21 protein-coding genes are annotated in these 20,692 nt (G+C 31.5%); 2 read left to right on the forward strand and 19 right to left on the reverse strand.

The window, feature by feature from the left end:
• Positions 1 to 70 precede the first annotated feature (70 nt).
• Positions 71 to 961 carry a DMT family transporter gene (locus B7R65_RS00660; protein WP_088040771.1) on the reverse strand — a complete coding sequence of 297 codons (891 nt, stop codon included), beginning with the start codon at positions 959 to 961 and terminating at the stop codon, positions 71 to 73.
• 214 nt (positions 962 to 1,175) lie between these two features.
• On the opposite strand from B7R65_RS00660, the gene B7R65_RS00665 reads away from it, so the two are divergent.
• Complete coding sequence (locus tag B7R65_RS00665) at positions 1,176 to 2,144, forward strand: ring-cleaving dioxygenase (protein ID WP_088040773.1); 969 nt, start codon at positions 1,176 to 1,178, stop codon at positions 2,142 to 2,144.
• Positions 2,145 to 2,223: 79 nt separating this feature from the next.
• On the opposite strand, the gene B7R65_RS00670 is transcribed toward B7R65_RS00665, so the two are convergent.
• The 11 genes from B7R65_RS00670 to B7R65_RS00720 form a co-directional block, all read right to left on the reverse strand.
• Entirely contained in the window at positions 2,224 to 2,685 is a 462-nt protein-coding gene (locus B7R65_RS00670) for an SAM-dependent methyltransferase (RefSeq protein ID WP_088040774.1), read from the reverse strand.
• A gap of 86 nt (positions 2,686 to 2,771) precedes the next feature.
• Positions 2,772 to 3,473: a hypothetical protein gene (locus tag B7R65_RS00675; protein ID WP_088040775.1), complete on the reverse strand. Its 702-nt coding sequence runs from the start codon at positions 3,471 to 3,473 to the stop codon at positions 2,772 to 2,774.
• Positions 3,470 to 4,348: an ATP-binding cassette domain-containing protein gene (locus tag B7R65_RS00680; RefSeq protein WP_088040778.1), complete on the reverse strand. Its 879-nt coding sequence runs from the start codon at positions 4,346 to 4,348 to the stop codon at positions 3,470 to 3,472. The genes B7R65_RS00675 and B7R65_RS00680 overlap by 4 nt, the downstream gene beginning before the upstream one ends.
• Positions 4,349 to 4,732, reverse strand: coding sequence for a GntR family transcriptional regulator (locus tag B7R65_RS00685; protein WP_088040779.1), 384 nt, complete (start codon positions 4,730 to 4,732; stop codon positions 4,349 to 4,351).
• 174 nt (positions 4,733 to 4,906) lie between these two features.
• Positions 4,907 to 5,341, reverse strand: a complete 435-nt coding sequence (locus B7R65_RS00690) for an S-Ena type endospore appendage (protein ID WP_088040782.1) — start codon at positions 5,339 to 5,341, stop codon at positions 4,907 to 4,909.
• A 168-nt stretch (positions 5,342 to 5,509) separates the two neighbouring features.
• Entirely contained in the window at positions 5,510 to 6,313 is an 804-nt protein-coding gene (locus tag B7R65_RS00695; protein ID WP_088040784.1) for a BclA C-terminal domain-containing protein, read from the reverse strand.
• A gap of 58 nt (positions 6,314 to 6,371) precedes the next feature.
• Positions 6,372 to 6,710, reverse strand: coding sequence for a DUF3992 domain-containing protein (locus B7R65_RS00700; RefSeq protein ID WP_088040786.1), 339 nt, complete (start codon positions 6,708 to 6,710; stop codon positions 6,372 to 6,374).
• A 26-nt stretch (positions 6,711 to 6,736) separates the two neighbouring features.
• Positions 6,737 to 7,195 (reverse strand): DUF3992 domain-containing protein, encoded by a 459-nt coding sequence (locus B7R65_RS00705; protein WP_256941106.1) that lies wholly within the window; start codon positions 7,193 to 7,195, stop codon positions 6,737 to 6,739.
• A gap of 68 nt (positions 7,196 to 7,263) precedes the next feature.
• Complete coding sequence (locus tag B7R65_RS00710; protein WP_088040790.1) at positions 7,264 to 8,709, reverse strand: DEAD/DEAH box helicase; 1,446 nt, start codon at positions 8,707 to 8,709, stop codon at positions 7,264 to 7,266.
• Positions 8,710 to 8,974: 265 nt separating this feature from the next.
• The gene (locus B7R65_RS00715) at positions 8,975 to 9,826 is read right to left on the reverse strand and encodes a P-loop NTPase family protein (protein WP_088041275.1); all 852 of its coding nucleotides are present in this window, start codon (positions 9,824 to 9,826) and stop codon (positions 8,975 to 8,977) included.
• A 424-nt stretch (positions 9,827 to 10,250) separates the two neighbouring features.
• The gene (locus B7R65_RS00720) at positions 10,251 to 11,942 is read right to left on the reverse strand and encodes a M3 family oligoendopeptidase (protein ID WP_088040792.1); all 1,692 of its coding nucleotides are present in this window, start codon (positions 11,940 to 11,942) and stop codon (positions 10,251 to 10,253) included.
• Between the two features lie 344 nt (positions 11,943 to 12,286).
• Between B7R65_RS00720 and B7R65_RS00725 the strand changes: the two genes are divergently transcribed.
• Positions 12,287 to 13,882 (forward strand): peptide chain release factor 3, encoded by a 1,596-nt coding sequence (locus tag B7R65_RS00725; RefSeq protein WP_088040795.1) that lies wholly within the window; start codon positions 12,287 to 12,289, stop codon positions 13,880 to 13,882.
• 41 nt (positions 13,883 to 13,923) lie between these two features.
• Here B7R65_RS00725 and B7R65_RS00730 read toward each other — a convergent pair whose 3' ends face one another.
• The 7 genes from B7R65_RS00730 to B7R65_RS00760 form a co-directional block, all read right to left on the reverse strand.
• Entirely contained in the window at positions 13,924 to 14,835 is a 912-nt protein-coding gene (locus B7R65_RS00730; protein ID WP_256941107.1) for a DMT family transporter, read from the reverse strand.
• Positions 14,836 to 14,839: 4 nt separating this feature from the next.
• Positions 14,840 to 15,400 (reverse strand): GNAT family N-acetyltransferase, encoded by a 561-nt coding sequence (locus B7R65_RS00735; RefSeq protein ID WP_088040799.1) that lies wholly within the window; start codon positions 15,398 to 15,400, stop codon positions 14,840 to 14,842.
• 129 nt (positions 15,401 to 15,529) lie between these two features.
• Positions 15,530 to 16,438: an SH3 domain-containing protein gene (locus tag B7R65_RS00740; RefSeq protein WP_088040801.1), complete on the reverse strand. Its 909-nt coding sequence runs from the start codon at positions 16,436 to 16,438 to the stop codon at positions 15,530 to 15,532.
• Positions 16,439 to 16,723: 285 nt separating this feature from the next.
• Positions 16,724 to 18,205 (reverse strand): DHA2 family efflux MFS transporter permease subunit, encoded by a 1,482-nt coding sequence (locus tag B7R65_RS00745; RefSeq protein WP_088040803.1) that lies wholly within the window; start codon positions 18,203 to 18,205, stop codon positions 16,724 to 16,726.
• A gap of 297 nt (positions 18,206 to 18,502) precedes the next feature.
• Positions 18,503 to 18,751 (reverse strand): DUF3243 domain-containing protein, encoded by a 249-nt coding sequence (locus tag B7R65_RS00750; RefSeq protein WP_088040805.1) that lies wholly within the window; start codon positions 18,749 to 18,751, stop codon positions 18,503 to 18,505.
• Positions 18,752 to 18,918: 167 nt separating this feature from the next.
• The gene (locus tag B7R65_RS00755) at positions 18,919 to 19,776 is read right to left on the reverse strand and encodes a DegV family protein (RefSeq protein ID WP_088040807.1); all 858 of its coding nucleotides are present in this window, start codon (positions 19,774 to 19,776) and stop codon (positions 18,919 to 18,921) included.
• A gap of 179 nt (positions 19,777 to 19,955) precedes the next feature.
• On the reverse strand, positions 19,956 to 20,588 hold the full coding sequence (locus B7R65_RS00760) for a DUF6944 family repetitive protein (protein ID WP_088040809.1): 633 nt from the start codon (positions 20,586 to 20,588) through the stop codon (positions 19,956 to 19,958).
• Between the last annotated feature and the right edge of the window lie 104 nt (positions 20,589 to 20,692).

A 20,692-nucleotide genomic window follows, 5' to 3' on the forward strand; every position in this document is an offset into this window, starting at 1 on the left:
GTACAGCCCATTATAATTAAATGTATATTTTAGTTTAAATAATTCCATTGTACATTTTAACATATTATCCTTAAAAATCCATTTCATTCCTTGAAATCTTTTTCTTCTCACTAGAAATCACAACAATAAATGCCCCAACTAATACAACTGTTCCTCCAAATAATTGCAGTAAGTTCATTCTTTCATTGAATAGAATCGTAGAAAAAAGTATCGTGATAACCGGTTCGATCATACTTAAAATAGAACCCTTTGTAGGACCAATTAATTTTATTCCAGCAAAAAAAGACAACATAGAAATGACACTTGATATGATGGAAATACTTAAAATTGCTAGCCATCCGACTAAACTAAAATGCACATGAAGTGAATTAGTTGATACTCCCACGATCAAAAATGAAATTGCTGCAAATAAGGTAATATATGCACAAGTTACAATTGGCGGTAACTGTAATGTTACTCGTCCACCTACTATAATATAAATTGAATAAACTACTGCGGCTGCCAACGCAAGTGAAATTCCTATTATATTAGGATTTTCTGTTGGTGAACCTAGTACAAACATAATGCCTACTAATGAAATAAAGATAGATAGTATAATGGTCTTTGTTAGTTTCTCTTTATTTACAAAAAAAGAAAGAATCGAAACGAATACTGGATATAAGTATAACAACAACGCAGCTAATGAAGCAGGTATGTATTTAACTGAACTGAAATAAAAACTTGATTGTAAAGTGTACAGGACTCCGCCTAACAATAAAAATAGAGCTAATTGCTTAAAAGTTATTGAAACCAATTTCTTTCTAACTAGTAAATAGCCAAAAAAGATAATTGTCGCAAACGTAAACCGTAAAAATAATAATGTATTAACACTGATATTTTGGTCATAAGCATAGATTGCAAATATAGGCATTAATCCAAATGCAGTAGCCGATAATAGTATTAAAAGATATCCAATATACATTCGAATCCCCCACTTTAATAACACTAATATTTTTTAGAATTTTTAATTTATTTAAGTTTAACACATCCGTCGCAATTACTAATACAGCACATTTTCAAAATTTATAAAATATTCTTATATTTAAGTGCTATACCAATAAATTGTAAAAAGGTTAAAAATTAAATATTATTATGACATCAAAGCAAGTAAAAAATAATAAAAAGGAATGATAAGGATGGAATTATTAGGGCTTCATCATATTTCTTTACTTACCGGAAAAGCAGAAAGGAATTATGAATTTTTTACAAAGGTTTTAGGGATGAGACTTGTAAAAAAGACTGTCAATCAGGATAATACTTCAAGTTATCATTTGTTTTATGGAGATTCAAAAGGGAGTCCTGGCACTGAAATAACCTTTTTTGATATTCCTGGTATTGGTCACACATATCCTGGTCATTCAAGTATTTCTTCTACCTCTTTACGAGTTAGCTCAACTGAATCTTTGCATTATTGGAAAGAACGCTTTACTAACCTTGGTGTAACCCATGATGAAATTGTTAAAAGAGCTAATCGAGATACCCTATCATTTAATGATTTCGAAGGCACCCGTTTACATTTAGTGGCAGATAACGGTGAAATTGGTGTAGCACCTGGAATTCCATGGAATCAATCAGACATACCTGTAGAACATGGTATTTTGGGATTAGGTCCAGTAACACTTACAGTTAAAGAGTCTGCTCCTACAATTAATATATTAACGGAAGTATTAGGTTTCAGACATGTCGGGTCTTATCCATCTCTCGAAGGAGATTACCCAGATATTGAGGTATATGCTACAGGGCTCGGTGGTTCCGGTGCTGAAGTACATATAGAAACACGGGCGGACTTACCGAGGGAAAGACCAGGACGAGGCAGTGTTCATCATGTTGCATTCCGAGTACCTAATGAGGATGAATACGACCGTTGGGCAGACAAAATTTCATCTCATGGAATAATGAATTCAGGCAAAATAGAACGTTACTACTTTAAAGCATTTTACTTTAGAGAACCAAATCATATTTTATTCGAGTTATCTACTGATACTCCTGGTTTTGATGTTGATGAATCAATCGAAACATTAGGAGAAAAATTGGCTCTCCCACCATTTCTAGAACCAAAGCGTGCAGAAATTGAAGCTAATATCCGTCCTTTGGAAATAAATTAAAATAGTGAAAAAAGACATCAGAAAGTGCTAGATGTCTTTTTTATATGTTGATTATTCATAGTAATTTAAGATGTTATCTTTATTCCCAGTAATTTTTCATAAGGGATTTTGACCATTCAGGTTGTTTTATTTCCCCTTTTGGTAAAAATTCTTTCATAACTGGTTTAATATCGATAATTGGCGTTCCATTTATTGCATCTAATCCTTTTACAGTTATCGTTCTATCAGTGTGATTTAATAATTCCACAGTAGTTAATCCCAGTTTATTTGGTCTGTTTTTTCCTCTTTGTGCAAATATCCCAACTTTTGGATAGTGTGTATTATTTCGTGGATGGCGTGCATTAAATTGAATTTTATCATCGGTGACTTGATCAAAGTAAAAAATAATTTCTAAATGAGAAAAATCCGTAATTCCTTCTAAAGATTGTTCAGACAATTGATCTACTAATTCAATTTCCGAAACAACCCCGCCCCAGTTATCATCTTCTATTTCTTGTCTAGAATTTTTAACAAATGCTATTGGATTAATTGTATAACTCAACTACCCCACCCCTATCAAAATCTGATCTAATGCTTCCATATTAAAATTAAGCATCTTATTTGTAATTTCCTATTTAAAAAGGAATTTTATTTTCTTCCTTTCATTTTTAATGGTGCATTTCTCATCATAGGAAAAGTTAATAATTGTAGAAAAATCCCAATGAATCCGATCATCGTATAAGTAACGTTAATGTTATTTTCGACAATCCATGTAAATATCGTCGAATTATATCCACCAATTGATGTTAGTGTTAACAAAATACTTACTAAAACAAATACTAAAAGAAAATTTAGTACACCTAATCTTCGAATTAACACTGCGATAAAAGAAGAGATTCCTAGAATTAAAAACCCAATCATCAAATCTATCCAATAGTAAGTAAAGAAATGATAATCTGCTGAACTAAACGAACCTGGATGAAAAAAATGAAATCGATTTATTCCTTTTTCTGCTAGAAAATTCATTAAAAGGTAAAGTAAATTAAGAAACGTAATACTTCCGATCACCATTAAAATAGCCATTAGATTGTACGATTTTAAAAACTGAGATCTTGTACTGCCTAATCCTATTGCAACTTGGAAAGGTATGACTAATCCTGCTACTGCAAATGTACAAATCCCTCCATATGTTGGTCCAAATAGTGCAGCATCTGTGTTCATTGGGATACGAAAAATTAAGCTAATTAAAAGATAGATAACTGCTAAACCGATTGTAATCGTTGAAAATATAGTAAAGTACCATTTTAAGTCATCAAATATTAATTGATAAGTCCCATTTTTTGAATTCATTCTCCCACCTCAAGTTTATTTTGACTTGTTACATTAATTAAATAGTCTTGTAATGTTGCTTTTTCAATTAATAGATTGTTATCTTTTGCAATTTTTTTCCATTCATTAGAAATAGTTTCATCAAGCATAACCTTTTGTGTGGATCTAATATTAGTAGATTCAATTACTTTTGAGTTTGAAATTATTTCTTTTATAGAACTTGTGTCTCCTGAAAGAATAATACCTTTTTCACGGATTACTTCCATATCTTCATTTAAAAGAACTCTACCATTGTGTACAACTAAAAGTGATTCACATAAAGGCTGAATTTCTTCTATATGATGCGTAGAAAGTAAAATTAAACGTGGATTAGTCTCATAGCTTTCTAATAAAACATCATAAAATTGTTTTCGTTTTACTGCGTCTAATCCATTAGTTGGTTCATCAAGAATTGTAACACTCGCATTACTCGCTAAACCTAGAACAATCTGAGTCGCAGTTTTCATACCTTTTGAAAATTTGGTTACTTTTTTAGATAAAGGTAATTCAAATAATTCAATTAGGTACTCTGCAAATTTTTGATCCCAATTTGGGTGAAAGTAGCGTCCAAACTTTAACACATCTTCCATTTTCCAGTTTTGCCCAAATGGATGGTTCTCTTGTATATAACAAATGTTTTCTAAAGCAGCTAAATTATCATAAGGTTCTTTTCCCAATATTTCAATTTGTCCTTGTGTAGGTTTAAAATGCCCTGCTAGTAAACTCATTAAAGTTGTCTTACCAGCACCATTTCTTCCCCATAATCCAATGATTTTCGGCTCGATTTCAATAAAATTAAAATCAATTAAAACTGGCGATTTATTATATCCATAAGATAAATTCTTCACTTGAATCATTTACTTCTCCCCCTCTTTTGTATCTATTTTCCGCTTTATTAATTCAATTACCATGTCTTCATCAAGCTGAATTCGTTTAGCTTCATTCAATAAAGGGGATACAAACTCTTCATAAAATTGTTGTTTTCGTTCTGATAACAATTTTTCCATCGCTCCTTTAGCTACAAACATACCTACACCTCTTTGTTTATAAATGATCTCTTTATCAACTAAAGATTGAAGACCTTTTCTTGCAGTTGCAGGATTTATGTTATAGAAGCGAGATAATTCATTTGTTGAAGGAACTTGTTCCTCTTCCTTTATTCTTCCATCAATAATTTCATCCATAATCAAGGATGCAATCTGTTGAAATATTGGCTGTGATTCGTCTAATGTAGGTTTCATTATCAGCTTCCTTTTCTGATTAGTTAATTGGTTAGTTACTTGTGTAACCAACTATACCACTCTTTAAATCATATGTAAAGGCTCTAAATTTAGTACGCCTAATTTATTTCCTAATTCAGATTAAAAAACCTTTCGCTTTTTATGGCGAAAGGTTTTTTGTCATAATTTATTATTTTAAATAATGTTTTTTTCTTCTAGAATCGTTCCAACAACTGTATATTTTCCTTCTATAAAAGTTAATGGATTAGCAATTGTTAAGGTTTTAACTGATTGAATATAATTAGTTGTGTAAGAGCTAGTATTTCCAGGAACGACAGTTAAAATAAACTTATTTTTACTTGTAATTTCTACTTTTAATGGCTCCGAGCTATTAGTACTATTATAAATAGTAACTGTAGTCAAAGCGATTAAGTTTGCAGCTATACTCCATAATTCAATAGGTGTTGTTTGATTTTCTTGAATAAAAATATTTCCACAACAATCAATAGGAATTGGAGGATCAACTTTTTTAGGAGAAGGCTGTGGGGATGGAGCTGGTATTGAAATTGGTTCATGAACAGGAAAAGCATAGCAAAAATTATTAGACAGAAATGGTTTTTTATGTTTCACAACCTTCCCCCCATTTATATTAAAAACTTGATTTGATACATTTTTATATAATAAACAAAAAAATTTATATAGTATTATATAAATTTACAAAAAAAAAGTGACTTACTCCTTAACTAAGAAATTAGAAAGTTATCGTTAGAAAGTCACTATCTGTCACTATTTAATTTTTTAACCAACTCTTACAATTGTTAACGTAGCAGCTGTCGTACCAGCTGCCAATGTTACGGTCGCTGCCAATGTCGCTGATGCAGTTACTCTAATTTGATCACCTGATGTTATATTAATGATAATTTGATTACTAATTAAACTTAATCCGATAACGGCCTGCACTTGAGTACCTGCCACCCCTACTCCGTTACGAAATAATTGAAAAGTTGTAAGTAAAGTTAACGTAGGATAAACTTGATAAGTTATTAAATATCTCCCAGTTGTATTAATCGTAAAAATTGTAGCTGTTGGATTGTTCACAGTAATATCTACTGATAAATTTTGAGCATTGGGAAAGGGAATATTCATAGTTGGGTTCAATAATGTTATCGCAATTACTGCACCAGAAGTATTTGCTGCTGATCCTGATGTTGTAAATCCTGGACCGGTTGCTCCCGTTGCTCCTGTTGCTCCCGTTGCTCCAGTCGGTCCTGTTGCTCCTGTTACTCCTGTTGCTCCTGTTGCTCCCGTTGCTCCTGTTGCTCCTGTTGCTCCTGTTGCTCCCGTTGCTCCTGTTGCTCCAGTCGGTCCTGTTGCTCCAGTCGGTCCAGTCGGTCCAGTCGGTCCAGTCGGCCCAGTCGGCCCAGTCGGTCCAGTCGGTCCAGTCGGCCCAGTCGGCCCAAGTTTATTTAATCCATTGCAATAATGACTATTACAACAAGTACACTTTATTTGCAGATAATTCAAACCTTTTACATATGGAATTTGATTTCCACTATCGTCAAAAATATTAAAATAGGAAGACATATTAGCTCCTCTTTTCATTAGATAGTCCTACCTATTTAGTAAAGAAACCGATTTTACTATGATCGTTGAAATGAACTTACATAGAATATCGGACTGTAATGCAAAACTCTCCTTCAACAACACCTGCTAGTCCTATTGTATCAATTTGAATTTCATCAAATTGTTTTTCTGAAAAAGCAACACTACTTTGAGGAGGTACCGAAAAAGAATCAACAACTGTGCCGACTCTTAAAAAATTCACAATAATATTCCCTGTTACAGCATCGTTTTTCACGTAACCAGAAGCAGATATAATAGGAGCAATATTATTTGTATAAATTGTAATTATACCTGGTGCAGTCACTTGCCAAGTTGTGCACACTTTATCTTGAAAAATATTTTTAGTAGAACAACAGCCTACTCCATTGTTGCACATGATTTATCCCCTCTATTTCTTTTTGTTTAAACAGAATATCGTGCAGTAATACAAAATTCCCCCTGAAATAATTCACCTGTAGCACCGACTGGGATGACTGCGACAATCGTATCAAACCTTTTTATTGTAAATGCTAAACTTGAGCCTAAAGGAATCGTCTCAGTATTAATGATTCCTCCAGTCGAATTTAGAAAATTAATTACGATTGGTGCAGTAGTAGAACCGATTTCATATTTGATAAAACCTGTCCCTACGATATTTTGATTAAAATTATTTTGATATAAAAGAATATTAACAGGTGCTGCACCGCCTATTCCAGACCAAGGAATACAAATTTGGTCTTGTACAAATACTTTTTCTGGGCAACAACTTAATGTAGTTGTGGAACAATTACTTGATGCCATTAAAAATACCTCACTTTCAATTAGAAAGAATGTTCTTGATATATAATGTAGACAAACTGTTATTGATTGTACGTTTGTCACGAAAAAAACCACTTTAATAAAAAAGTGGTTTTAAGTGGAAATAATATATAGAAAGATCTTATTTTAAATTACTTTATAGCTTCATGTACCTTTAATAATTTCCCTTTAATTGTTGTATTCTTCATGGCTCTTAATACAAGTGGACCTTTGCCATTTAAAATATCAACATACGATACATTTTCTTGAATCGTAATGATGCCAATATCTTCAGCAGAAACTCCATTTAGTTTCGCTATCGTTCCTACAAAATCAACCGCTCTTATCTTCTTCTTCTTTCCGCCATTAAAATACAATTTCATTATGTTTTGATTTAACTGTTCATTTTTGTCCTTTTTAAGTTTAGGACGTTCATTTAATTTTGCTTCAAAATCAGCTCTATTAGCATAAACTTCTTCTTTTGTTGGGCAATCCTTTTTAGGTAACTTGAATCCAATATATTGTTCTATTTCATTTAAGAATTTCTCCTCGAAAGGTGTAATGAAGGTTATAGCTTTCCCAGTATTTCCTGCTCTACCTGTTCTACCAGTACGATGAACATAGCTTTCTTTTTCCATTGGAAGATCAAAATTAATAACATGTGTAATATTATCGATATCAATACCTCTTGCAGCTACGTCTGTCGCAACTAAATAGCGGAATTTCCCCTTTTTAAAATCATTCATCACATCAAAACGATCTTCTTGAATCATGCCTCCATGAATTTTATCACATGGATAATCCCAATCATCTAATTGATTAAGTACATTATCAACTCTCTCTTTCGTTCTGCAAAAAATAATACAACTATCTGGATTTTCAGTGATTGTAATATCTTTTAGAAGATCGAGTTTGTCTTCTTCCTTTGCTTCAAATAATGAATGGTCTATATTCTTTGTAGTTAAACTAGAGGAATGAATCTCGATATTTATAGGATTTTTCATATACTTATGACTTAAACTCTCAATAGTCTCGGGTAAAGTAGCCGAAAATAACATCGTTACTCTGTCACTAGGAAGTTCATTTATAATCGATTCAACTTGATCAATAAATCCCATATTTAACATTTCATCTGCTTCGTCAATAACTAAAAATTTAATCTGTTCCAAAGCTAGCGTACCTTTTTCGATATGATCTAATACTCGTCCAGGTGTCCCTACTACGACGTGGTTTTTTTGTTTTAGTTCTATTTTTTGTCTATCAAATGGATGTTTTCCATAAACTGCGGTTGCTTTAATTCGTTTTAACCTGCCAATATTTGTAAAATCTTCTTTTACTTGAACTGCAAGTTCTCGAGTAGGAGTTAATATCAATGCTTGAGGTTTATTCTCTTCCCATTCTACTAATTCACAAATTGGTATTGCAAAAGATGCCGTTTTACCACTTCCGGTTTGTGACTTTACTACAAGATCTTTTCTTTTCAAAGCAACTGGTATAACTTCACTTTGAACTTCTGTTGGATTCTCATAATTTAAACTTGACAGTGCTTTAACAATTTCATTACTTAATAAATAGTCATCGAAACCTAGTTTACTCATTTACTAACCTCTTTTATATTTTTTATCTAATTATTTTGATATTAATTTGATTCAATGTATTAGAATTAATACTTTATATTATTATCCTTATAAGTCAATGCTATTTAATTAGTGGATAGTGATTTTCGTCTTATAAAGAATCGACTCTTTCTTGTAATCTCAAAGTTATTAGCTTCTGTTTTGCTTCATTTAGTATGTCTTAAGCCGGGTAAACAATAGAAAACAATAAAATCCTACCTCAAATTAGAAGTAGGAAGTACATTTTTTAAACATTTTGAACGAAATATTTCTTCAATATATTTTTTAAATTACTTTTATAATTGATTAAATCATACGTAGTATTATTAACAATTTCTTTCTTAATACTTAACTCTTTGATAATTTCATCTTCAAAAGCTTTTCTTTCTTGAAGAATTTTAAATGTCCCATTTAAGCCGGATAAATTATTTGCTTGTCCAAACTCTTGTGTAGAATAATAATCTATGAAACCATCAAGCCATTCTTTTGACCTCTCTTTAATTGCTTTATTAAAAGAAAGCTCTAAATCATCTTGATTTATATAAATTAATAACGGATCTAATTTTTTAACTGCATTTTCTAATGATTTAATATACTTTAAAACCTGATCCTTCGAAATATTGTATTTTATCATCCCAACTGTGATTGGATTTTGAATAAAACAGCATTCGAATATAATTACTTTATCGTTGTGTTGAGAATTTGAAGCAAACTTTTTCCATTTATTTTCAATATGGAATTGATTTTGATTGAATGGTAAATCGTAAATATCCTTTTTGCTAATGATATTTAATAATTTGTCTGGAAATTTAGCTCCGAGTTCATTCTTTATTAATTGATAAGGAATGAAATAACCTGCACGATCTTCAGTTACATATTTAAAGAAATCAAAATCTAAAATATGCTCAGATAATAATTGATTTAATTCAACTTTTGAGATATACGCTACGCAATCAAAATCAGCAGGATGATTTAAATCACCTTCAAGAAATAATTCATTCTCTAAATTCATCTCACAAAGTATTTCATTTAATAATGTTGCTGTTGTTGATTTTCCAAAGCCTGGTAGACCTTCTACTAAAATTAATTTGGGTTTCATCATTACAGTGTCCTCACTTTAAAATAATTAAATACATTGATTCTATTTATCTAAATTCTCCACTGTAATCACCTCAAATTTATTTTAAAAATGGCTCTGTTAAAAAAGATTGTTGATTACTACTTCAGGATGCTCGCTTTATAGAGGGGCGTGCTGCTTTAGACTTTTTTAGCGCTATGCGCCTTGCATGAGTCACAACTGACCTGCAAATTCACAGGAATCGAGCACCTTACACTTTAATTAACTTCTTATATATATCGATTGTCTTCTTTTCGTCAACCTTATTATAAAAATGCCTTTATTTACATATCAACAGGATACAATAACAGAGCCTTACAGATAAAAAATATTCCTTCATAAACTGAATGTGTATCCTACAATTTAAATTAAATACAATAAATTAAAAATTGTAAACCATAAAAATCTAAATATAGTCTTCTATTTTTTTCATTTCCATTTTTAATTCCGAAACAATTAAATCAATACAACCATCATCGAATGGCGAAGTAAGTTTTGCTTCTTTTAATATTGATAAAAAAGATTTACTACCACCAGTCTTACAAATTTGGAGAAATTTTGAGATAGCCAATTCCATATTAGTGTTTGATTCAGTAAATATTTGGAATGCACAAATTTGAGCTAGTGCATAATCAATAAAATAAAAAGGTGTTTTATAAATTAACGTTTGCTGTTGCCAGTATCCACCTCTCTCTAAAAAGTCATTTCCTTCATAAATTCTAAAAGGTAGATATAGCTTTTCAATTCTTCTCCATTCCTTTTTTCGAGCACTTGGACTAATATCAGGATTTTCATAGATAAAATGCTGAAATTCATCGATTGCTACACAATAAATCATCCAATCAATCGCACCAATCAAATGCGAATATTTATATTTATGAACATCCTCTTTAAAGACCAAATCTAATGATTGCCAAATTAATAATTCCATGCTCATTGAATGAATTTCGCAAGCTTCATATGTTGGATAATGGTAGTCAACTAATTCAATCTGTCTACTTGAGTACAATTGAAAAGCATGACCGGCCTCATGTGAAAATACACGAACGTCATCAGAGGACCCGTTAAAATTCGCGAAAATAAAAGGTGATTTATATAGGGGTAAAAATGAACAATATCCCGCTCTTGCCTTGTTCTCACGTGTATCAAGATCTACTAAATTGTTCGAAATCATAAAATTATAAAATTCATCAGTTTCATTAGAAAGATTTCTAAATATCTGTTGAAATTGTTGTACAATCCATTTTGAATCTCCTTTTGGACTCGGGCTACCATCTTGAAATAAATAGTCCAAATCATAATAAGTTAACGTAGTAAGGTTTGTACGAATTCTTTGATTTTCGCGTATTTCATTTAAAAATGGTACGAGTTTTTCTTTTATTTCTTTTCGAAAATTCAACAAATGAGATGGATTAAAATCTACTCTAAGCATGCGGTCATAACCTAATGCGATATAATTTTTATATCCTAATTTTTTTGCTATTTCAGTACGCTTTTTAACTAAACCATTAAAAATAGTATCTAGTTCTTCCTCATTATCCATATAAAAATCGTATTTTGCAGTTAATGCTTTTTTCCTTGTCTCTCTATTGCTGTTATATGCGTAAGCTTGAAGTTGTGCAAGATTTTTATTCTCATTATCAAATTTAATTTTTGCCGAAGCTATGAGTTTTGTATACTTACTTACTAATTTATTTTCAATAACTAAGTCTTCTAAAACATCTTTTGAAATTACTTTAGATTGAAGCTCAGCCAACGAAAAAAACTGTTTCCCCCATCTAGCTTCGAGTTGTTTACGATAAATCGAAGTGTTTAAAATCTCAAAATAATCCCTAAGAATATTTAAGTAAATTGGATACATTTCATCAAAATATTTCTGTTCTTCAAGAAAGAAAGCATTTTTTGTATCTCGAGTAAATTGGATCGCAGCTAAATGCATCATACTTTCAAAGAATGACCTAATTGAATTGATTTTTTGTATGTAATGATTCAGTTCTTCTATTTTTTTCGAATGTTTAAATTGATTTAATACATGTTCGATTTCTTGTGTTATTTTTTCTATATCTGGTCTTACATATTGAAATGATTCAAATTTCATATCAACCCACCTCCAAAATCAATCTTTTACCATTCAGTTCGATAGAAAAAATCGATTTCCTTCATTTTAAAATTGATACAAACTTAAATATACTAGTAATAGTAATAAATCATTGTGACCTAGTAAGACGGTAATCGCTCTACTTTTTGCTAAAAATAAACACACTAATATTAAATGACTCTTTTAAATAATTATTTCTGATAAATAAGGTTGATAATAAAATTAACAATCAAGGTTATAGAACTTTCATACTAGATGTTTCATCACGGCACTAATTCTAGTATAATAGATAAGATGTAAATTTATTGACTCAATATTTTTGTTTTGGAAAGGACTTTATATAGATGGCAAATAAAGAATTAACTAACCAAGTTGCAAAACGCCGTATATTTGGGATTATCTCTCACCCGGATGCTGGTAAAACAACTTTAACTGAAAAATTACTACTTCATGGTGGTGCAATTCGTGAAGCAGGTACCGTAAAAGCTCAAAAAAACTCAAAGTTTGCTAAATCAGATTGGATGGAAATTGAAAAGCAACGAGGAATTTCTGTTACGTCTTCAGTAATGCAATTTGAGTATGATGAAAAAATGGTTTCGATTATGGATACACCTGGTCATAATGACTTTGGTGAAGATACATACCGTGTATTAACTTCTGTAGATAGTGCGGTTATGGTTATCGATGCTGCAAAAGGTATTGAGGCTCAAACAAAGAAATTATTTCAAGTCTGTCGTATGCGCGGTATTCCAATTTTCACTTTTATGAATAAATTAGACCGCCAAGCGAAAGATCCATTAGAACTAATGGAAGAACTTGAAGAAGTATTAGGAATGCCTTCTGTTTCTGTTACATGGCCTATCGGTAGTGGTATGCAGTTTGAAGGTGTATATGATCGTTTAGAGAATGAAGTTCACCTTTTCCGAAAAGATGAAGTAATTAAACTTGGTAGTGAAGGTGTGCATGGCCCAGAATTAGAAGGACATATTGAAGCATCTAACTTAGCGAATTTAAGAGATGAGGTTGATCTTTTAGAAGGTGCTGGAAATGAATTTAATCTTGATTTAGTTCAATCAGGTGAACTTACACCTGTATTTTTTGGGACGGCTTTAGTTGATTTTGGTGTAACTCCATTTTTAAATCATTTCTTAGATATGTCACCTTCACCTGGTCCTAGAAAAACGATCAATGGTGAAGTAAATCCGACAGATGAAACGTTTAGTGGATTTATCTTCAAAATTCAAGCAAATATGAATCCTGCACATAGAGATCGAATTGCTTTCGTTCGAATTTGTTCAGGAGTATTTGAACGAGGCATGAATGTGATGCTTTCTCGTACAGGTAAACAAATTAAGTTAAGCCAGTCGACCCAATTAATGGCCAATGATAGAGAAACTATTGATAAAGCCTATGCTGGTGATGTAATTGGAATTTACGATTCTGGAACATATCAAATCGGGGATACAATTTCTTCTGGAAAACAAAAAATCTTTTTCGAGCCATTACCTACCTTCCCACCCGAGTTATTCTTGCGCGTTAGCCCTGTTAACTCATTGAAATCAAAGCATTTCCATAAAGGGGTAGAACAATTAGCTCAAGAAGGTGCAATTCAAGTTTATAAAAATGAATATAATGAAGTTATACTTGGTGCTGTAGGTCAACTTCAATTTGAAGTATTCGAATATCGTTTGAAAAATGAGTACGGATCGGACATTCGTAAAGATCATGTTGACTATAATATTGCTAGATGGGTAAAAACTGATGATGTAAAAGGTCTTAAAAAATATCAAGACATGCGTAATATGCTTGTATTTGACCGTTTCGAACGTCCACTATTCCTATTTGCAAACGAATTTACATTTAATCGTTTCCAAGAACGTCATGAAGAACTCGAACTTGTTGAGGCCCTTGATGTGAATAATGAAATCGCTCCAGAATAAAAAAGAGTGACTGATTCGTTCAGTCACTTTTTTATTTTTTTCTACGCATTTTTCGAATTAAATTGTACGTTCGAAACCTTTTTAGGTTCCCTTATTGATAAATAAACGGCTATGGCAATTATTACACTTCCAACATAAAACGTAGAATTTATTTTTTCGTTCAATAAAAAATAGCCGAAGATTGTTCCAATTAAAGGTTGTAAAAAGAAAAATAGAGAACCAGTTGAGGTATCTATATATTCGAAGCCTTTATTCCATAAGTAAAATGCACCCGCTGTTGAAACCGTCCCTAAAAACAATACTCCCATCCAAATCCACAAATTAGCTGGTAATTCTGTAGGCGCATTAATTTGTTCGAAAATTGTAAAGGGTATTGTGAAAATTACACCGAATACAGTCGCCCATGTCGTTACAGTTAATGATGTATATTTATTCGTTTGAACTTTGCTAAGAATGGTATAGAGTGCCCAAGTGATTGCTGCCCCAACAAGAATGATGTTTCCATAGTAGGCACCATAATCAGTTTTTCCATTTGGGATACCAATTACAACAATTACACCAATAGTCGCTAAAAATAATGAAATAATTTTACGATTATTTATTTTTTCCCTTAATATTAAAAATGCGAAAAATGATATTAAGGCAGGTGATGCTGAAGTTATTAACGAACCCATTGCAGCACCTGAAAGTTTTGTTCCTACAAATTGTAGTCCAATTGATCCTGTATAACCTACTAAACCGATAATTGCGATTGGAAGAATATCTTTTTTATTTATTTTCCATCCACTTTGATAATAACAAATGATACTTAAAGTGATCAAAGCCAAGATAAATCTTAACTCCAATAACAACCACGGCGAAATCGAATCGAGCACTACTTTACTTACAACGTAAGTCATTCCCCAAATACTTGCTGCTGAAGATAAGTATGCAGCACCTTTAAAAAAATTCATTTTTTTAATCTCCATCTACATTAATCCATTCTTTTTTTAATAGTTCAAAAACAAATTCATTCACATATTCTCCTTTAAAAAATGAATTTCTTATCGTATTCACATTCCTAAAACCATTTCTTTCTAATAGTCTAATGGATGAAGTATTTTGTTCTACTGCAATCGCTGTAATTTTATCTTTACTTAACACATTAAATAAATAATCAATCAAACTTTTAAGCGCTTCAGTGGCATACCCCTTATTTTGAAATCTAGGTTCTAACGTAAAACCAATTTCAACTTTAAGAGGTTCCAAAAGTGTATGAAGACCAAAATCCCCTATTAAACATTTATGCTCTTTACTTTCAATTGCAATTTGAATCCAAGTGTCAGGTATATTAACTTCACTTAATTTTTGTTTTTCGATAAATTGATGTGCCTGCTCGTATGTATAATTTTCCCACCCTTGATAGATAGCGACATTTGGATTTGTTCGGTAACGATAAAAGTTTTCTAAATCACTGTCTTTAAATCTCCTTAATTTTAAGCGTTCTGTTTCAATCTCTATAAAATTATTTTTGTTCATATAATCACCTCATTTAGTACGTCTCGATTGTATTCAGTTTTAATTATTATACTGTGAATTTTCAAAATATACATAAAAAAATTAAACGAATTTAAAAAGCTGATCAATTCGATGATCAGCTTAATTTGGTTAATATTGAGAAATCTTATTTAGTGGTGTTTGGATAATAATTGGATTTTTCGTTGGATCGATCCATTTTAATATTGAAACAACATTAGTTTTTGATGTCGCAGTACATCCAGCCGTAAATCCAGAAGCACCAGCAATATGAAAGAAAATTGCACTTCCTTTACCTGGCGTTTTCTGTACATTGTAGTTAATTACAAAACCATAACTATATTGTGGGATATTCATTTTCTCTGCAGAATTCCATCTCCCATTATTTTGCGAAGCTAATTGCCAAGTGTTATATAGCGAACTCTTAGAATCATCAACCCACACACTGTCAGAAGTAATTTTACGATATGTCAATTTTGTTCCTGGGTTTGAATATCTACCAAAGGCAGTATTAATCGTATATTTACCTTCCGGTGTTTCATAATCGCCTTCGTGTTTATTACTAATCATCCCATTCTTTCCAATCACACCGGTATAAGAATGAAGTTTTTGCCAGCTATTTTCACTTTTTTCATATGTTTCTATTAATACATTTCTTGTACTTTCATTTTCAGCAGTGACAAGAATTAATTGCTTGGATGTACCTAGTGATTTCATTTTATTAACTGTAGAAGCAGGAATTGGATTCAACGTTTTTTTTATATATTTACTTGATACCCACCCACTTTTACTGCCACTCGAAATTTTATACCATCCTATTTTTGTATTTGTTATGTATACCGTATTACCTTTTTTGACGGTACCTACGATCTTATAACTAGTATTTGGTCCACTACGAATATTCAAAACTGACGCGGTTACAATCCCTTTAATAGTTGACGCCTCAACAATATTAGTGCTAGAAGGTGTAAAATTATTAATTAATATTCCTCCTGTAAGAATTGATAATGCCAAAGTTGTCTTAATAATTTTTAACCTCATGAGTTCAGCTCCATTATGTATTGATCTTTGTTGGTTAACTATTATTATACAAACTATTGTTTACATAAAGAGAACATTTAGATTACAAATGTATGATTATTTTTAATAATTCTTCATCACTGTATTTCATTATCATCGAATTTATTAGAACTTAGTTAAATCAAAAGGCTATTTTCATAAACTTTGTTGTTATTAAGAAATTATTATGTCAATTTCCATTCAAAATGTTCAAACTTTAACACCATAAAAAAAACAGAAGCAAATTATGCTTCTGTTTTTTTAAAATTAATGTCCAACCATCATAGAAGATTTTGATTCATCTACTGAGTCTTTTGAATCTGATGAATCAGCATCTTTCATTACTGGTTTACGTAGAATAATCGATAATAATGCACCTGCTAATGCAATACCTGCAGCTAATAAGAATGTATCACCGTAAGCTGAAATCATAGCATCTAATGGGTTTGTTGTTTTTGCCATGTAGTCTTTCGTGCTAGAAGTTAAGAAACCAGCCATTCCTGCAACTGCAAATGAAACCATTACTTGCTGAGCAGCTGAAGTTAACGATGTTACACGGCTTACTAAATGTCTAGGTGCAGATTGTAATACATGAGTATTGATCGCCATCATTGATAATCCCATACCCGCCCCCATTGAAGCAAGAGTAAACATAATAAATGTATTTGATGAATCTAACGAAATCGTTGAAAACGTATATAATGATGCTGTTATGATCGTAAGACCAACTAAAGCTAATGGTCTAGCCCCAACTTTATCATATAATTTCCCACCTATTGGCATCATTAACGCCGAAGCTAATGCTTGAGGTAACATAATTAATCCTGTTTCGAATGCACCATATTGTTTCACTGTTTGTAAATAAAGTGGAACGATTAAGAACGATCCAAATAATGCAATCTGCATGATCCAAGTAATAATGATACTTCTTGTAAAATCAGACGATTTAAAAACTCGCAGTTCAAGTAATGGTTGCTTTTGACGTAGTTCAACTACAATGAAAAGTAAAAGCGTTACTCCACCAACAATTAATCCAGTCAACGTTTGTTTTGATGTCCAACTAGTCGCACTTTGACTAACACCATAAGCTAACATTGAAAAAGCAATAGGAGCTAAAATGATTCCTAAACCGTCTAATGCAGGAACCGATTTTGTTTCAAAATTAGGTAAATATTTAAATCCAATAAATAATGCAAGAATTCCTATTGGTAAGTTGATTAAGAAAATCCAATGCCAAGTAGAATATTCAACAAACCATCCTGAAATAACTGGACCTAATGCTGGTGCTAATAACATTGGAATTCCAAGCATTCCCATTATTGATCCGATTTTTTCTGGAGGAGCTAATCTAAAAATGATTGCCATGCCGATCGGTGCAACCATTCCACCACCTAAACCTTGAATAACTCGATAAATAATTAGTTGTTCAGGTGTTTGAGCAACTGAACATAATACAGAACCAATTGTAAAAAATAAAATTGTGATTAAAAAAATTCGTTTTGCACCGAATCGATCCGACATCCATCCAGCAAGTGGAATAACAGCCGATAGTGCTAAAGTATAACCAGTTATTGTCCACTGCATTGTTGTTAAGTCTGACTTGAAATATTCAGTAATACCCGGCATTGCCACGTTTACTACTGTACTATCCAAAATAACCATGATCATACCAACGATTACTGCCATCATTGGACCAATTATTGCTTTAATACTAAAAGGCTTCTCATTCGCCTCATTATGATTATTCATCATGCCAACCTCATTTCCCTGTATATTTATAAAATTTGAATACACATTTCCAATTTCCGTTCAAGTATACAGATGATGTTAAAAATGCTAAAGCAAAAAATTGAACAGAAAATTAATCATACATAAAAAAGTTCTAAATGTAAACCAGAAAAAGTGTCCTCAAGCTAAGAACAGTATATTTGATTATCCTATTAACTTCAATAGTTATTTATTCTCTATAAAAAATAACAAAACCCAATGAAAATGCTTTCATTGGGTTTAACATTGATATTTTACAAACAAAATAAATTTAAAAGATTATTTATTTTTTACATACTTCATCATTAAATTTGCAATTGTATGTTGTTCTTGCTCATCTGCAACAGACCATAGATCTTTTAGAATTTGTTCTTCTGCGTTTTTAGGGTCTACTTCATTAGCTAAATAATTGCCCAAACGATATGCCATTTCCCCCATCGCACCTTCTCCAACGCCTTTTTCATTTGTTGCATCTAAGCGATCTCCTAAAAAATCTTTCCATTGATCCCAATTATCTAAAATTGACATACATTTCACCTCGTATTTAAATTTGATAAAGATTACATAAATACTATTTACTTCTTCAGTTAAAATTATGTATGCATTATTCTCCGGGTAATATTTTCAGAAAATTATGATAAAAAACTAATCCCACAATACATACTGGAATTAGTTTTTGATTTCAATTCATTATCTTATTCAGCATTCATAAAAAAGATAGCCAATGTACCTGGTCCTGCATGTGCTCCTATTGCAGATCCAATCGAATTAATCACAAACTTTTCACAACCAAATGCTTCAGCCATTGCATTTTTAATTTCTAATGCCTTCTCTAAATCATCTCCATGTGAAATACCAATCAATTGATTACTTAAATTAACACCACGAGATTCCATAATTTCAAGCATTCTTTTTATTACTTTTTTTGAACCACGTATTTTTTCTAAAGGTATTAACTTGCCATCTTCAACATGTAAGATCGGTTTAATATTTAATAAATTCCCTACAAAACCTGCAACTTTACTAACTCGGCCACCACGAACTAAATATTGTAAATCATCTACGGTGAAAATATGTTCGATATGGTCAATACTATGTTTTATGTTATTGATAACTTCTTCTTTTGAAGCACCGTCACTTGCTAACATTGCCGCTTTAATAGCAATAAGACCTTGTCCTAGTGAAGCACCTTTTGTATCAAAAATTTCGAGATCAAGTTCTGGGTATTCTTCTTTCAATTCATTTTGTACCATTACAGTTGATTGATATGTACCCGATAATTCAGATGAAAATGCTATGTATATACACGGAGTTTTTTCATCAGCGTATTTTCTGAAAGTACTTGAAATGTGATCGTAAGATGGTAGTGATGTTCTAAATACCTTTCCTTTTCGCATTTCAGTAAATAATGTTTTCGATACTAATGTTTCTCCATCAAAATATTCAGTTTCGTCTTCTGAATATACTCTTAATGGAATAATATCAATTTCATATTGTTCAATTATTTCTTTTGGTAAATCAGCAGCGCTATCTGTTATTATTTTTACATTCATTTAAGGTTACCTCTGTTCTATTTAATAATTTTTTAGTTATTTTCTCATAAAAAAGCTTTAATGAAAAAATAAAATGCTTTTCTATTCATGAAAATATATCTTTTTTATTAAATTAGCTATTTATTATTATTATCCTTCATTTTACTGGAATTGTTAAGATTTTATTAAATAATAACGAATCAATGTGAATATTGTCCATATTGATACTCGTTTTTATGATTTTCCTCTTCTTCTCGTATTATATGTGAGAGTGCATAGATTATTGATATGGCTCCAATAACTTGAATCCAACTACCGAACATTAAAAGTTGTTCTCCTAGTATATCTTTATCATTCAAGAGTGCAACATTGCCGATTCCGTCGATTAGAGCACCTAATCCAATTAATTCATTTCCATAAACTTCAAATTTTGCGTAATATCCTGTTTCTTCGCTTGCACCTAATGCTTCTAATGAAGCACCAATTGTTTGAATAACACTTCCAACTGCATTTAATTTGTGCCCTTCCTCTTCAAGGCCCTGTATTTCTAAATTTGTAGCAAATGTATTAGTCGAATTTCCAGCAGCTTGGATCCAACTACCAATCATGATTTTTAAAATATTTTCTTTTTTTTCGACAGAATATGATTTTTCTCTTCCGACTGCTTGCAGTGAATTGCCAAAAGCTTCAATTGCATTTCCTTTTGCAAATAAACGCCTTCCAAAGTCCATACTAACTAAGTGCTTACATGAAACTCCAACAGCTGAGGTGACTGTTCCAAACAATAAAAACCATGCACCAGTGAAAATCAAGTCCTCTCCAGCTTTGCTCATTTAAACACCTCATTTATATTTTCTAATAAACCATACTATTCACCCGTAAAATTAATTGACAATTAATATTGTTTTAATTATTATAAGTACAATAAATATTTTGA

The organism is Bacillus sp. EAC (assembly GCF_002156875.1).
Taxonomy (GTDB): domain Bacteria; phylum Bacillota; class Bacilli; order Bacillales; family Bacillaceae_G; genus Gottfriedia.